The sequence below is a fragment of the Pseudomonas sp. FW305-3-2-15-E-TSA4 genome, from assembly GCF_058787295.1.
The window spans coordinates 36,246-51,453 of the sequence record NZ_JBYSZP010000012.1; the positions used below are offsets into that span (position 1 = coordinate 36,246).

At 60.5% G+C, this 15,208-nt stretch carries 12 protein-coding genes, 1 other RNA gene and 1 pseudogene; 7 read left to right on the forward strand and 7 right to left on the reverse strand.

All coding sequences use genetic code 11. The features are described 5' to 3' along the window. Window positions 1–209: 209 nt before the first annotated feature. From AC3WMV_RS17565 to AC3WMV_RS17575, 3 genes are all read left to right on the forward strand, one after another. Complete coding sequence (locus AC3WMV_RS17565; RefSeq protein WP_103367746.1) at window positions 210–1,499, forward strand: phospholipase C/P1 nuclease family protein; 1,290 nt, start codon at window positions 210–212, stop codon at window positions 1,497–1,499. A 43-nt stretch (window positions 1,500–1,542) separates the two neighbouring features. After that, window positions 1,543–3,501, forward strand: coding sequence for a DUF1302 domain-containing protein (locus AC3WMV_RS17570; protein ID WP_103367747.1), 1,959 nt, complete (start codon window positions 1,543–1,545; stop codon window positions 3,499–3,501). A gap of 151 nt (window positions 3,502–3,652) precedes the next feature. Next, on the forward strand, window positions 3,653–5,026 hold the full coding sequence (locus AC3WMV_RS17575; RefSeq protein WP_027614127.1) for a DUF1329 domain-containing protein: 1,374 nt from the start codon (window positions 3,653–3,655) through the stop codon (window positions 5,024–5,026). Window positions 5,027–5,306: 280 nt separating this feature from the next. Here AC3WMV_RS17575 and AC3WMV_RS17580 read toward each other — a convergent pair whose 3' ends face one another. Both AC3WMV_RS17580 and AC3WMV_RS17585 read right to left on the reverse strand, forming a co-directional pair. Next, window positions 5,307–6,170, reverse strand: a complete 864-nt coding sequence (locus tag AC3WMV_RS17580) for a methyl-accepting chemotaxis protein (RefSeq protein ID WP_371260362.1) — start codon at window positions 6,168–6,170, stop codon at window positions 5,307–5,309. Between the two features lie 42 nt (window positions 6,171–6,212). After that, window positions 6,213–7,226 (reverse strand): annotated as a pseudogene (locus AC3WMV_RS17585) (methyl-accepting chemotaxis protein); the annotation flags it as partial. A gap of 255 nt (window positions 7,227–7,481) precedes the next feature. Between AC3WMV_RS17585 and pmrG the strand changes: the two are divergent. Next, window positions 7,482–8,153, forward strand: coding sequence for a lipopolysaccharide core heptose(II)-phosphate phosphatase PmrG (gene pmrG / locus AC3WMV_RS17590; protein WP_097090453.1), 672 nt, complete (start codon window positions 7,482–7,484; stop codon window positions 8,151–8,153). 76 nt (window positions 8,154–8,229) lie between these two features. Here the strand turns inward: pmrG and AC3WMV_RS17595 are convergent, their stop codons facing one another. Both AC3WMV_RS17595 and rimJ read right to left on the reverse strand, forming a co-directional pair. Then, entirely contained in the window at window positions 8,230–9,708 is a 1,479-nt protein-coding gene (locus AC3WMV_RS17595; RefSeq protein WP_103367749.1) for an ArnT family glycosyltransferase, read from the reverse strand. Window positions 9,709–9,738: 30 nt separating this feature from the next. Next, window positions 9,739–10,326, reverse strand: coding sequence for a ribosomal protein S5-alanine N-acetyltransferase (rimJ, locus tag AC3WMV_RS17600; protein WP_103367750.1), 588 nt, complete (start codon window positions 10,324–10,326; stop codon window positions 9,739–9,741). Between the two features lie 142 nt (window positions 10,327–10,468). Between rimJ and AC3WMV_RS17605 the strand changes: the two genes are divergently transcribed. After that, window positions 10,469–11,041, forward strand: a complete 573-nt coding sequence (locus tag AC3WMV_RS17605; protein ID WP_103367751.1) for a GNAT family N-acetyltransferase — start codon at window positions 10,469–10,471, stop codon at window positions 11,039–11,041. Window positions 11,042–11,192: 151 nt separating this feature from the next. Here the strand turns inward: AC3WMV_RS17605 and AC3WMV_RS17610 are convergent, their stop codons facing one another. Further along, window positions 11,193–12,116 (reverse strand): hypothetical protein, encoded by a 924-nt coding sequence (locus tag AC3WMV_RS17610; protein ID WP_103367752.1) that lies wholly within the window; start codon window positions 12,114–12,116, stop codon window positions 11,193–11,195. 205 nt (window positions 12,117–12,321) lie between these two features. Here AC3WMV_RS17610 and AC3WMV_RS17615 point away from each other — a divergent pair, with 205 nt between their 5' ends. Together AC3WMV_RS17615 and AC3WMV_RS17620 are read left to right on the forward strand one after the other, a co-directional pair. Then, a complete protein-coding gene (locus AC3WMV_RS17615) occupies window positions 12,322–13,362 on the forward strand; it encodes a DMT family transporter (RefSeq protein ID WP_027614118.1) in 1,041 nt (346 codons plus the stop codon). Between the two features lie 81 nt (window positions 13,363–13,443). Further along, the gene (locus AC3WMV_RS17620) at window positions 13,444–14,073 is read left to right on the forward strand and encodes a hypothetical protein (RefSeq protein ID WP_047291136.1); all 630 of its coding nucleotides are present in this window, start codon (window positions 13,444–13,446) and stop codon (window positions 14,071–14,073) included. Between the two features lie 177 nt (window positions 14,074–14,250). Here the strand turns inward: AC3WMV_RS17620 and ssrA are convergent. Together ssrA and AC3WMV_RS17630 are read right to left on the reverse strand one after the other, a co-directional pair. Beyond that, window positions 14,251–14,640: a transfer-messenger RNA gene (ssrA, locus tag AC3WMV_RS17625) on the reverse strand. 96 nt (window positions 14,641–14,736) lie between these two features. After that, the gene (locus AC3WMV_RS17630; protein WP_027610765.1) at window positions 14,737–15,012 is read right to left on the reverse strand and encodes a PA2433 domain-containing protein; all 276 of its coding nucleotides are present in this window, start codon (window positions 15,010–15,012) and stop codon (window positions 14,737–14,739) included. Window positions 15,013–15,208: the final 196 nt, after the last annotated feature.

A 15,208-nucleotide genomic window follows, 5' to 3' on the forward strand; every position in this document is an offset into this window, starting at 1 on the left:
GGTTTGAGGTGACCCGAAAACCTCGGTTCGCTCTGAACCGAGGTGATGCTTTCGCGAGCAAGCCCGCTCCCACAGGGGAACATTGGTGTTCTCGCTATTGTGCACATGGCGCTATCGGAGACTTTTTCTGGTGAGATCGGACAGTGTCAGCGTCGGCGGCGGTTGTTAGGCTCAACCCCCCACAGCACCTCCAATAAGAATTAAAAGCAATGAAGCTGACCTTTCTCCTGTTGCTGCTTTGTGCAACGGCCCCAACGGCGTGGGGCTGGTCGAACCACACGGTGGGCAGCTATCTGGCGTTGCAGGAATTGCCGGCGCTGCGCGATGCGCCGCCGGTTGAGGTCGAGCCGTTGGAGCGTTTTCTCGCCGAGCAATATCCAGCCGTGGTCGCGCTGCTGGAGCAACAGGAAAACTTCGCCCGTGAACACTTCACCCAGTACCCGCCGCGCCCCGACAATCTGAAGCTGCCCGCCTTACCGAGCGACAATCTGCGCCACGATTTTCTCACTGCGTTGCGGCTCAATCCGCGCATTCATCTGGCGATGGTCATTCAGCCGCTGCCGGGCCAAGACCTGCCCGAACGCGAACATCTCAGTTCCGATCAGGTGATGGTCGAGCAGACGCTTTCGCCATGGAATCGTCAGCGTTTCATTCGCGTGGCGGATGGCGAGAACGTCGCGCCGCTGGCCGTGCTGGCAAGCGCCGCCGACGAGCCGGATTACGGTCACGACATCAACCTGTTCAGCGACAACCCCGGCGAGGTCGGCGCGCTGTATGGCTTTGGCCCGCAGCCGTTTGGCGATGCGCGTTTTCAGTACAGCTCGCAGGCGCCGTTCCACATGGGCTTCTTCCATGAAAGCGCGGTGGTGTATGCCGCTGCCGGATTTCTTCAGCGCAGTTGGCCGGACTGGCGCGCCTATCAGTACCTGGGGCTGGCGCGACTGGCATTCGCCAGTGGCCATTCTTACTGGGGTTACCGGTTCCTCGGTTGGGGCGTGCACCACGTGCAGGACCTGACCCAGCCGTATCACGCCAAGCCGCTGCCCGGGGTCGAACTGCCGAGTCTGTTGCTGCTGGAAGGCAAGGCGCTGGCCGGTTTTGCCGACGATAAAAAAGCCTCGATCGAACGGGTCGCCACCCGCCATATGGAAATCGAGAAGTATCAATCGACCTGGTTGCGCCGCGTGCTGCGCACCGGTCAGGCGCATCCGATGCTCGCGGCCTACGCCGATGTCGCTCAAGACCAACACTATCCGCCGTACTCGGTGGACTACTTGCGCGACGTGGTCAGCGCCGAGTCGGTCGAGGACTCGGCGGCGTTCGATGAAGCCATTGGCCTGTGGCTGGAAACGGCGCCGGTGACCAGTGATTTCAGCAGCGGCAATCAGTTGCAGCGCGAGACATTCGAGCATCCGGCACTCAATCAGCAGCTGTTCAAACTGCTCGGGAATTTCGGCGCGCACAGCCGGATTTATGTCCGTGCGGGACTGGCACCGTAGCCATCGCGGCCACACAAAAAACAATAAGAACAAGGAGGAACCCATGATCAACACTCGATTGCGCCTCACCGGCGTGGCACTTCCCGGTGTCGGCCTGGCAGGGCTGCTGCAACTCTGTGCGGTGGATGCGCTGCAGGCTGCGGAGTTCAGCGTGCTGGACAATCAGGTCAGCGGTTCGATCGACACGACGCTGTCCTATGGGCGTTTGTGGCGGGTGCAGGGCCGCGACAAGAACAACGACGACGTCAACACCAACGACGGCAATCGCAACTTCGACACCGGGCTGGTTTCCGAGGTGTACAAGATCACTTCCGAGCTGGAGGCCAACTACCAGAACTACGGGATGTTCCTGCGCGGCACGGCGTTCTACGACACCCAGTTGATGGACAAGCGCAACGATTACTACCGCAACAACAACCCGACGCAGCCGAGCCAGAGCTACCCGCAGGATGACCGCTTCACCAGCCAGACCCGCGACATCGCCGGCAGCCGGATCGAGATGCTCGACGCCTATGTCTACGGCAATTGGGACGTGGCGCAGATGCCGGTCACCGCGCGGGTCGGGCGTCAGGTGTTCAACTGGGGCGAGGGGATTTTCTATCGCGGCGGGGTCAACACCACCAACCCGGTGGACGCGGCGAAATACCGTTTGCCGGGCGCCGAGGTCAAGGAAGTGCTGATGCCGGTGGAGGCGGTGAGCTTCAACATCGGCCTTAGCGATTCGCTGACCCTGGAGAGCTTCTACCAGACCAACTGGAAGGAAACCCGCATCGACCCGGTCGGCACGTTCTACTCGCAGACTGACCTGTTCGCCGATGGCGGCAACACCGGTTACAACAACTTCAGCGGCACAGCGCTTGATACCCCGGTGCCGGGCTTCGGCAACGTCATCGGCCTGTACAGCGCATTGGGCAACAACCCGTTACTCGGCCCGGCGCTGAAAAGCACCGGCCTGTACGCCAACGGTGTGACCCCGGCCTACGGCAATACGCTGAAAGTGGCGTCGATCGGCAAGGACTACAACGCACGCAATGACGGCCAGTTCGGCTTCGCCTTCCGCTACATCGCCGAGGAACTCAACAGCACCGAGTTCGGCCTGTATCTGGTCAACTACCACGCCAAGGAGCCGACCATCGCCGCTGATCTGGGGGGCTACAAGGGCATCGACATGAATGCCCTGACCAACATGCTCTCCAGCGTCGCTGGCAGTCAGGCCGGGGCGCTGGCTAACGGTCTGGCGACGGCCGATGTGATGGGCAACATTCAGGCGCATCGGCGTTATGCCGAAGACATCCGCATGTATGGTTTCAGCTTCAACACCACTTTGGGTCAGGCTTCAGTATTCGGCGAGATCGCCTATCGACCGAACCTGCCGATCGGTGTCGCTGCCACCAACGATCTGATCGGCGACCTGGCCAACGGCGCCGCTGTGGCGGTGACCGGCAAACCCGTCAATGTCGGCGGGCAGATGGTCACCCTCGACAGGGAGATCAACAACGCCGAGCGCGTGGAAGCGTTCAACACCTCACTGGGCAGCATCTACAACTTCGGCCCGACGCTGTCGTTCGACTCGATGTTCGGCATCTTCGAACTGGCCTCCGAACACCTGCGCGGCAGCAGTCTGCAATACACCGCCTACGACGGCAGCACGCGCTATTACGCGGGTACCGGCAACACCTCTTATGTGTCCGGCGGTGATCGTGACGATCAGGTCAACCGCAATTCCTACAGCTACACAGTGATGTTCAACGGTACCTGGAACGACGTGTACGCCGGGGTCAACGTGTCGCCTTACGTCGTCTACAAGGACGACTTCAAGGGCAACAGCTATCAAGCCGGCAACACCATCGACGGGCGTAAGGCCTGCACCCTGGGGATCAAGGCCAACTACCAGAACAAGCTCGAAGCCGAGGTGCAATACACCAACTTCTGGGGCGGCGGGCAGAACAACGGGATTCGCGACCGCGACAACGTCGGGTTCAACCTCAAGTATTTCCTTTAAGGGACTACACGAGATTTCAGCAACACCTCATCCCCCCTGTGGGAGCGAGCCTGCTCGCGAAGAGGCAGGCACCTTCAACATTGATGTCGACTGATACACCGCTTTCGCGAGCAGGCTCGCTCCCACAGGTTTTTGTACTTTGGAGAAGATCATGTTTCACACTTCAAGCATGACCCGAATTTCGCTGGCGCTGGTTCTGGGCCTCACCGCCGGCAGCGCCCTCGCCGCCATCACCCCGCAACAAGCCGAACAACTGAAAACCACCCTCACGCCTATGGGCGCCGAGCGCGCCGGCAACGCCGCCGGCACCATTCCGGCCTGGACCGGCGGCATCACCCAGGCGCCCGCCGGCTACAAACCGGGCCAACATCACCCGGATCCATATGCGGCGGACAAGCCGTTGTTCACCATTACCAAGGCCAATCTCGACCAGTACAAGGCCCACCTCAGCCCCGGTCAGATTGCGCTGTTCAACAGCTACCCGGACACGTTCCAGATGCCGGTCTACCCGTCGCGTCGCTCGGGTTCGGCGCCGCAGTGGCTGTATGACAACACCCTGAAGAACGCGACCTCGGCCAAGCTGCTGGAGGGCGGCAGCGGATTCGCCGATGCCTACGGCGGCGTACCGTTCCCGGTGCCCAAGGACGGCATCGAAGTGCTGTGGAACCACATCACCCGTTATCGCGGAATCTACGTGGTACGTCGCGCATCCGAAGCGCCGGTGCAGCGCAACGGCAGCTTTGCGCTGGTGACCTCGCAGCAGGAAGCGCTGTTCAACTTCTACCGTCCGGGCGGGCAGTACGCCGACCTGAAAAACATCCTGTTCTACTACCTCGCCTTCGTGAAAAGTCCGGCGCGACTGGCCGGTGGCGCGGCGCTGGTGCACGAGATGCTCGATCAGCTCAAGGACCCGCGCCAGGCCTGGGTCTATGACGCCGGGCAACGCCGCGTGCGTCGTGCGCCGAACCTGGCATATGACACGCCTATTGCCTCATCCGATGGCCTGCGCACGGCAGACGATACCGACCTGTTCAACGGCGCGCCGGACCGCTACGACTGGAAGCTCAAGGGCAAGCAGGAAATCTACATCCCTTACAACAATTACAAGGTCGGCAGCCCCGACGTGAAGTACGCGCAACTGTTGACCCCGGGCCACCTCAACCCGCAATTCACCCGCTACGAGCTGCACCGCGTGTGGGTGGTCGAAGGCAACCTCAAACCGGGTGCGCGACATGTCTATTCCAAACGCGTGCTGTTCCTCGACGAGGACAGTTGGGGTGCGGCGCTGGTCGATCAATACGATGGGCGAGGGGAGCTGTGGCGGGTGTCGATGGCCTACCTGAAAAACTTCTACGATCTGCCGACCACCTGGAGCGCACTGGACGTGTTCCACGACCTGCAGGCCCGCCGTTACTACGTGCAGAACCTCGACAACGAAGAAGCCTCCACCGTGGACTTCTCGCAACCGGTGCCGGAAGACGCGTATTTCATGCCCTCGGCGTTGCGCCAGCGCGGGACTCGCTAAGGGGCACCGGACTGCTGATCGAACGCAATCCCTGTAGGAGCTGCCGCAGGCTGCGATCTTTTGACTTTGATTTTAAAAACAAGATCAAAAGATAGCAGCCTGCGGCAGCTCCTACACAAGGCGGGTTGTCTGGGACATCAGTGTGATTGGGCTGACGCCATCGCGAGCAGGCTCGCTCCTACAGGGGATTGGCGTTGTTCACATGATCCGTGATCAACGCCGTACCTGTAGGAGCGAGCCTGCTCGCGAATCGATCTTTCGTTCAGCTCAGAGGTGAAGATCAGACGCGGAAGTGGCTAACCATCTGCTGCAGCTGGCCACCCAGGCGTGCCAGTTCAACGCTGGACGCTGCAGTCTCGTCGCTGGCCGCGGCGGTCTGTTCCGACACGTCGCGCACGTTGATGATGCTGCGGCTGATTTCTTCGGCCACGGCGCTTTGCTGTTCGGCCGCGGCGGCGATCTGCTGGTTCATCGACTGGATATTCGACACCGTGCGGGTGATGTTCTCCAGGGAGTCGCCAGCCTTGCGGGTCAGGGCCACGCTGCTGTCGGTCAGGGCGCGGCTGTTGTTCATCACCGCCGCCACTTGCTGGGTGCCGTTCTGCAGACCGGCGACCAGACCTTCGATTTCTTCGGTGGATTTCTGCGTGCGCTGGGCCAGACCACGGACTTCGTCGGCGACCACGGCAAACCCACGCCCGGCTTCACCGGCACGCGCCGCTTCAATCGCGGCGTTGAGCGCGAGCAGGTTGGTCTGTTCGGCCACGGCTTTGATCACGTCCATGACGCTGCCGATCTTGTCGCTTTCCTGTTGCAGCACGCTCATGGCTTCGGTGGAGCGCACCACTTCGCTGGCCAGACGCTCGATCTGCGCGATGGCTTCATTCACCACCTTGTCGCCTTCACGGGCTTCGCCGTCAGCGGCGGCTGCGGCTTGCGAGGCTTCTTCGGCGTTGCGTGCGACTTCCTGCACGGTGGCGGTCATCTCGTGCATGGCGGTGGCCACCTGGTCGGTCTCGACCTTCTGGCTGTTGACACCGGCGCTGGTCTGCTCGGTCACGGCCGAGAGTTCTTCGGCGGCGCTGGCGATCTGGGTGACGCCGTCGCGGATGCCGCTGATCAGGTCGCGCAGGGTCACGCCCATGCGCGCAATGCCTTGCTGCAGCACGCCAAGTTCGTCGCGGCGGGTGACCGTGACGTTCTGGGTCAGGTCGCCGCTGGCAATGCGCTCGACCACGGCCAGGGTTTCCTGCAACGGACGGGTGATCTGACGGGTGATGATCACCGCGGCAATCACACCGACCAACAGCGCCAGCAGGGTGCTGATCAGCTGGAAGGTACGCGCCTGGGCGCTTTCGATGTCACGGCGGTCGAGCTGGATCTGGTACAGCTGCTCGCTGGTGTTGACGATCGCGGTGCCCTGATCGGTCATCTCCTTACGCGCCTGCACCGCTTCGCTGTTGGCGTTCTTGTACGCCTGCAACGCGCTGCGGTAGTTGGCCAAAGCGGTTTCCAGCTGACGCAGGGCGTCTTGCTGGGTGGCGGCGAAATGCACGTTCAGTTGCTTGAGGCTGGCGATTGCTGCGTCCAGTTGGCCGACGGCTTTCTGCTCGGTTTCGGCGTTGGTGGTGGCGGTGTAGCCGCGCACTTCATAGCGCGCCAGGATGAACGCTTCCTTGGCCTGGGTGATGGCCTGGAACTGCTCGAAGCGCTGCTCGCTCATGTCCATTTGCTGCACGCGCTTGCTGATCGTTTCGATCAGGTTGTAAGCGGTGTCGGCGTTAGTGCCCATCACGTCGCGGGCGCTGTTGCCGGTGCGGTAGGCGTTGCGCATCTTGTTCAGCGAGGTCTGGTATTCGGCGATAGTCGCGGCCTGCTCTTTCAGCAGTTTGACGTTTTCCGGGCTCTTGAACTTGTTGATCAGCGCCTGTTGTTGCGCGGCGAAGCTTTCGAGGGTGGTTTGTACATTCTGCGCGGCGGTTTCGTCGCCGTTGGTCAGCATGTATTGCAGGCGGACCACGCGCAGCTTGGTCAGACCGGCATTGAGCTGGGTGATGTCGCTCATCCAGTTGCTGCGGTCAATCAGGCCGCCGAGGCTGGTCCAGCCCGTCAGGGCCAGCACGCAGGTCAGGGCCAGGACCAGGCCGAAGCCCAGGCCCAATTTCATGTTCACGCTGATGTTGCCGAACCAGCTATTCATCACAATTCCTCCAGGAACGTAGAGCTACTTGATCGTCGGTCAGGCTGGAAGATTGTTGTTTTTTTGAGCCAGCAAGGGTGTTAGCAGGTCTGTATCGGCCGCAAACACGAGAGCTGAAAGGTTTTTGTCCGACGGAATTTGTAACAAGGGCGCTTCAAGACTTTTTTCACATGCGTTTCACTCGTCACTTACGCCCGTCTCTCTACCCTCGCCGCATCGAATTGACTGTGATGGATGCCGACGAGGCGGCCCGATGTGGAATTGAGACTGAGTCTGTTCGGCGTCAAACGCTCGATTTCTCTGAGCGGACTGGCCCGCTATCGCAATACCTGGGTGGTGCTCGCCGCGTTGCTGCTGGTGATCCCGCTTACCTTGTGGCTGCTCGCCCCGGCGGCGGTGCCGGACCTGGCCCATGGCAATGTGTCCGGCGACCGTGCACTGGCGGCCGGATGGGCCAAGGGCGACATGATTGTGCTGGTGCGTCACGTCGAGCGCTGTGATCACTCGCCGGCGCCGTGCCTGAGTGGCGACGACGGCATCACCGACCGCTCGCGTAGTGTTGCGGTCGGTGTCGGTGCACAGTTTGAACATCTGGGCCTGAATAACGCCGACATCTACAACAGCCCGATGCTGCGCACCGTGCAGACCGCCAGTTACATGTTCAACCGCGCGGCCAGCGGCGAAGATTGGCTAATCAGCTGCAAGGGCCACATCCTGCAGGAAGCGCTGGCGCACAAGCTTGCGGGGCGCAACCTGATCCTGGTGACCCACAGCGAATGCATGGCGGAGCTGGAAAAGGACTTGAATACACCGATTTCTGACCCTGGCTACGGTTCCTCACTGTTTGTGTCTGCCGCAAACAAAGCGGACCCGCGGGTGCTTGGCTTCATCGAAGCCTCCGACTGGCACTCAGTGAGCACCCGATGAACCGACGTTTGCCAAGCGGCAGCGCAAACAAAACCCGCCAGTGACGGCGGGTTTTTTATTGTCTGGCGGAGGGTCGTCAGTAGCCGACGAAGTAGTACGCCTGACGCCCAACCATCATGGTCTTGAGCACTTTGAGCGGTGCGGCGGGTTCGCTGTCTGCCGAGATCACCGCGACGTTCGAGGGGGAAGCGCTGAGGAAGTCGTGCAGTTGCGCGTCAGTATCCAGCCCCTTGAGCACGCGTTGCGTGTAGAACACGCTGGCGCCGCCGACCCGTTCATTGGCCTGGAACAGTGCGACCCGCTGACCGTTGGCCTGCAAGCTCTGAATGTGTTCGGTCAAAGGCAGGAACGACAACTCCTTGTCGGCGTTGGGCAGTGCCCACTGCGCGGCGCCGAGGTAGCTGGCGATCACCACCGTGAGCAATCCTGCGGCAATCGCCTGACGATGGCGGGCGACTTTTCCGATGAAGCGGTCTGCGTTTTCACGCGCCTGCAAGCGCTCGAACAACACGCGTGCGTACTCAGCGGCGATCACCGCCGCCGCCGGGGTCATCGACATCAGGTACACCGTGCGCTTGCTCGAGGCCAGGGTCAGCATGATGAACTGCGCGACGATCCACAGGCTGAAAAACAGCAGATAGCGGTTGGCCTTCAGCTCCTTGCGGAAATGCCACAGCCCCAGGTACACCAGAATGTTCCACGGCAGGAACGCTTCCGGGAGTTTGGCGAGGTAGTAATAGAACGGCTCGTAATGCCCGGCCTCGACGAACGAGCCGCTGAAGCGACCGACGCTGTTGGTCAGCAGCACTTCAGCGACAGCGTGCGAACCACCGCGCTGATAGAGCACGGCGAGCCAGATCAGCAACGGAATCAGACCTACAAGCGTGAGCAGGCCGGGACGCAGCCAGGCGCCGACCTTCAGGCGTTTGTCGATCAGGTTGTCGGCCAGCAGGTAGGCGAAAATCACCAACCCCGGCATCGCCAGTCCCAGCACGCCCTTGCTCAAAGTGGCGACGGCGATGCCGACGATAAACAGCAGCGAGTTAGCCGCGTTCGGTCCACGTTGCGCCTGAAAGAACGCCAGCAGCGCCGTGGTCACGCCGAGCGCCAGCAGCGCATCTTCGCCGACCCCGCGCACGTTGCTCCAGTAGCTGGCCATGGTCGCCAGCAGAATCCCCGCCGTCCACGCGACCGCTTTTGGCCGGCCGAAGCGGCGCAGCATGCCGTACAGCAGCATCACGCTGAGCAACCCGGCCACCGCCGACGCCAGTCGCACTGCCCATGGCGAAACACCGAACACGCGCATGGCGCCGGCGTCCAGCCACAGGCTCAGCGGTGGCTTTTCCAGAAACGGTTCGCCGAACAGGCGCGGCGTCACCCAGTCATCGTCCAGATGCATCTCCATGGCGATCCCGGCGACCCGGGCCTCGGTAGAGCCTTGCAACTGGTGGTTACCCAAAGCGAAAAAAAACAGCAGGGCGGCGAGTAGAAACAGTGAAGTGGCGGCACGCGGCATGGATTTCAGGCAACCGGAAAGGGCAGGAGCCTTGAGCATACTTCGCCAATGCTTAACAAATTGTGAAACTCACGCCAGTTGACGCGACCAACGCTTCTCCGGCGTTTCAAACAGCGGATTGACCAGCGCCGTCAGCACATGGTCCTGCCAGCGCCCGGCGATATTCAGGTACGCCTTGGCGTAGCCCTCGCGTTCGAAACCCAGGCGCTCCAGCAATCGCGCGCTGCGTTCGTTGCCGGGCATGTAGTTGGCCATGATCCGGTGCAGGTTCTGCGTATCGAACATGTAGCCGATGCCAGCCTCCAGGCCTTCCTGCATCAAACCCTGACCCTGATGCGCGTGGTCAATGTGATAACCCAGATAGCACGCCTGAAACGCGCCGCGAATGATCCCGCTGAAATTGCACGCGCCGATCATCTGTTGGCCATCCGGCGTCAGCAGGGCGAAATGCATCGCCAGCCCGGCCTCGAAAGCACTGGCCTGAACTTCAAGGCGTCGACGAATCTGTTCGGTAGAAAAGTATTCGGTGGTGCGAATCGGCGACCAGGGGGCGAGATGGCGCTGGTTGCGTGCATAGAAGTCACTTTCCAGCTCGGCCTGTTCCGGGGCGAGGATGGCGAGCGTCAGGCGTTGGCAGGGCAGGCTCAGCAGTGACATCGGGCGCTCCGGTTGGCAGGATCGAGGGACAGGATTGCCTAGGAGATGGAAAAAAACAAACCGCGCTGGCGCTCTGTAAATTTCTTTGGTTGAGTGCACAGGGTTATCGACTGCGGCATTTCCGGGATTGGAGGAACAAGCAATGGAATTTGCATTGACGGTGAACGGGTTGGCGCTGCGTGTTCGGGCGCCGGACCCAGCGCTGGTCGCTCCGGTGCGGGAGGCGCTGAACGCCAGTTACCACGAGCATGCGCCTTTTCTCGAGTGGGCGGTTGAACACACCAGTGAGGAGCGGGCGCTTTCGTCCATGCTGCAAGCGCGGGCTGATTTCGCCAGCGAGACCGGTGAGCGGCGCTTATTCATCGTGACTGAAGACGAACAAGCCGTCGTTGGCTGCATCGGCCTCGTGCCGCGTCGACGCAAGCGTTATGTCGTCGGTTATTGGGCCAACAGCGCGTTTGCCGGCAAGGGCTACATGCGCGAAGTACTGCAGCAACTGGTCAGGCGCCTGCCGGAGTTCACCTTTTACCTGACCACATCGTCGGCCAACGCTCGCAGTCAGCGTCTGGCTGAAGCGGCGGCGTTTGCGCTGATCAGGGTTCACCCACAGGCGCGGCAATCGCAGCAGCACGGCGTGCAGGACACTTGGGTGTATCGCTTCGGCAGCAAACGCCAGGCAAAAAAAAGCCCGCGGGAGAGCGCGGGCGAACCGTAGTTTCTTGAATGAGCGAGCGGACTGTACCGTGTTGATCGAGCCTGAGCAGTGAAGAAAAATTCATCTCGGCAGCGACCGCTCTGCAATGCCTCAGGGCAGATGATCCGCGGCGAAATCGGCTTCCGGGTCGGCCGTAACGAGCCAGGTCATTTCAGAATTCCGTGACCTTGTCCTCGCGCAAAATCCACCCGGCTTCACCCGCCACCAACTTGTACTGAACCTGACGCATCTTCCCAGTACGCCCGGCGCCAGCGTCGGCACTGTCATACACCGGGAAACGTTGCACCAGGGTGCTTTCCACCACCGCAAACGAGTCCTCGCCCTGATAGCCCGACGCGGTCTTCGGGTTGTCGCTGACCGGAGGCAAGTAGATTGCGCTCAGGGATTTCTTGTTGTTGGCTGAATAGGCGATCAGTTCGCCCGGCATGCCGCGCCCGGGCGAGCGGGTAAAAACGTAGAGTTCGGGGGAGCCGTCGTTATTGATGTCGGCGACTTCGGCGCGTACCACATCACCCGTTAGCGCCTGGCTGATGACCGTGTTGTCGATCTCCAGCCCTTTGGGAGCGATGCGCAGCGTCGGTTTGCCATCGACCTGCTCGGTGCTGACGTGAAAAGCGATGCCGTGCAATTCCAGCGTCTGATCGAATGGCTGCTGCCGGCTGATGGCATCGCCATTGACCAGCCTCAGCGACAACTGATAGTTGGCCACTTCATTACGCCGGGCGGCGTTGCGCATGAGGTAGACCTGAACCGTGTACTCGCCATCGCCGGGCAGTGGGCCGAGAAAGTGATTGCCCATGATCGAGCCGTTGAACAGCGCGTAATCCGCACCCTTGGCGAGGATGTTGAAGTAAGCGGAGGTGTTGGACGGTTTGAAGTCGACGGTCAGTATCTGGCCGGCTTTGGCGTTGAATGTGTACTGCGCGGTCTGGTCACCCTTGATCGACTGTTTGCGCTGGATGCTGTCGGCACTGGTTGTGAACGCGATCGGCTCGACGCGCACGGTGGGGGCGTCGGCCGCATGGACGGACAAGGAAATCAGCGCGGCCAGCGCTACGACAATCCAGCTCTTCATCTTCAACTCCATTGCATCTCGATGTTCGCAGCATAGAGCCTGCTTCGAGTGCCCGCCCAGAGATTGCGCGGATTAAATGTTGCTGGATTTGAGCACGTGCCAGAGTTGATGTTCGCTGACACGAATCAGCTGTTCACATAATTCTCACCTGAGTTTTGCGATGATGGGCGTCGGTATTCCATCGGCCCGAGCGAGTGATCCCGGCATGAATGTGAGCGTTCTCCACGCATTGATTGCGGCGGCGCTGTTTGGCGCCAGTACGCCCCTTGCCAAACTGTTGGGGGTACAGGTTTCGCCGATTCTGCTGGCCGGGTTGCTCTATCTCGGTAGCGGTCTGGGCTTGACCGCCCTGCGTTTTGTCCGCGATCGTGGCTGGAAGCCTTCCGGGCTCGGCACCGGTGAATGGCCATGGCTGCTCGGCGCCATCGGCTTCGGCGGAGTGCTGGCGCCGGTGGCGCTGATGTTCGGTCTGACCCGAACGTCCGGCGCGAGCGCGTCACTGATGCTCAACCTCGAATCCGTGCTCACGGCGCTGCTGGCGTGGGTGGTGTTCAAGGAAAATGCCGACCGACGAATCGTGATCGGCATGCTCGCCATCGTCGCCGGCGGTGTCGTGCTGTCCTGGCCGCAAGAGACCGTTTCGGCGCAAGACTGGACCGGCCCGTTGGCCGTCGCTTTCGCCTGCTTTTGCTGGGCCATCGACAACAACCTGACCCGTAAAGTCTCGGCTTCGGACGCACTGTTCATCGCCGGCAGCAAAGGCCTCGTGGCCGGTTTGGTCAACTGCACACTGGCCCTGTTCATCGGCACCCAACTACCCGTCGCCACCTCGCTGGTGCCGATCATGCTGGTCGGCTTTCTCGGCTACGGCGTCAGCCTGGTAATGTTCGTCCTCGCCCTGCGCGGCCTCGGCAGCGCACGCACCGGCGCCTACTTTTCCACCGCACCGTTTCTCGGCGCAGGCATCTCGATTCTGCTGCTCGGCGAGTCGATATCGCTGATGTTTCTGCTCGCAGCGGCGTTAATGGCCGTGGGGGTATGGATTCATCTGATGGAAAACCATGTTCATGAGCATCAGCACGAACCGCTTGAGCATGATCATCGGCATACACACGATGAGCATCATCAACATACGCATGGTTTTGACTGGGATGGGGCGGAGCCGCATAGCCATCCGCATGTGCATACGCCGATGCGGCACAGTCATGCGCATTTTCCGGATGTGCATCATCGGCATGGGCATTGATTGAAACTCTGAAGTCTGTCGATTGATGTCATTGTGATATCGTCGCTGTCGATTTCTTCAGTCTTTCACTCGAGTCATTCCATGAAACCAATTTTCCTGTTGTTGCCCATTGCGGCCCTTTTTTCTGCTTTCAGCGTTGCCGCTGCACCTTCGCCGGTGGCGTCGTTTGCCGCTTGTGACGATCACTCCCTGGCAGTCGTGCAATCACCTTTGTTCAAGGATCTGGTGCCGAGCACGGTCGAAAATGGCCAGATCAAATTGTCCGGCGGCACCAAGAGCGATATGGGGCAGCGCTGGATGTTCGCCAAGCCGGTCGAAATTGACGGCATGTCGTTGACCGGCTTCTACGCCGAAGATACAGACCTGATGGGCACTCGCATCATCAGTTGGGGGTTCTACGCCAAACAGACGCCGAATGAACTCCACACCCAGTTGGAAAAAGCGGGCGGGCCGCGTATGGACATGTCGCAGGGACTCTACGCACGCGCGGAAATCTGGTCCCACGGCAAATCCAACTGGCAGCCGGAAGACCCATCCGCAACGGCGGGCAAGCTGGTTGTCGACAGTGCCGAGCGCGTGTTCCTGATCGAGCCTGCTCCGCAAGAGCTGACGACTGGCAGCAAGGGGATGTTTACCTGCTCGATTCAAGGCAAGGTCAATGAGGCTATGCTCAAATCCAGCCGCCCGGATTTGCTCAGCGCGGTTCATTGATTTTGATGAATGCGGGTACGAAAAAGGACGACATCGTGTCGTCCTTTTTTGTGAGTAGGCAGAGCATTGCCGGGGTTATCGAGTTCGATCGCTTGCAGGCTGTGGGCTTGTGTGGCCGGTTTGGCTGATGTCCAGATGCGACAAAGCCCGCACAAGGCGGGCTTTGTCGTCGAGAGTTGGTGGAGCCGGGGGGATTTGAACCCCCGTCCGCCAGTGCTCCGCTGTCGGTACTACATGCGTAGCCGTGTCTATTAAGTTAACCCTCAGCGACCCGACGGGCAGGGTGCTTTGGGCGAGTTGTGTAAGTTTTAGCCGCTTCGTCCACAACGTACTGCACGGCGATTCTGTTCTATATGACAATCATTTCGGGTTTACAGACATCCCCTGATGATTGCTGGGCCCGAAGGCACCAGGAGTGCATGTCAGCTGCAATTAAGCAGCGAGAGCAGCACCGTATTGGTCGTCATTGGCAACTATAAGAAGTTGCAACAGTGGATTTACGACTTCTGTTACCAAGTCGGCATGCACCTAAAGTTTCGTCACCGGCGTCGAATCCTAATCGGCCCCGAACTCATTGCCTCGTACATCAGGTGAGGCAACAAGCCTGCGCAGTGTACGCCAAACGGCCGGCGAGGCCAACCCGAAGGTTGGCCTCGTGGCATATCAATTGCGCGTTGGATTGCGGATTTGCATTTTGGTTATCAAGGAAGAGGTGACCTCAACGCAATCCTTGTCATTGCCGGCCGCCTGCGCGTCTTCAGCTTTTTTCTGCGCTTCCTTGACGTTGTTCATGGACGTCTCGGGAATTGACGGCTGACTGGTAACGAAGTCTTTGATGGTTTGAAGATTCCCGGCACAAAGGTCTTTGTCTGCCGCAAACACCGGCGACGTCAGCAGGGCACCAGCGATGAACAATCCAGCAATTGCAGAATGCTTCATGGGTATCTCCTTGAACGGTTGGTCTCGGTGCTGCCGGACGGTCTGGCGGCGATGCCGAGGTCGTAACAGGCCGTGTATGGTAGTGGGCCTGTTCAATCGACCGCGGCCGCACGCAGGAATTCGGTTTTTTTTACATCGTGGCCCGTCAACCCGAACCGCGCTGCATCACGCCACCTGAAGACTGGTCGTCCCGAGG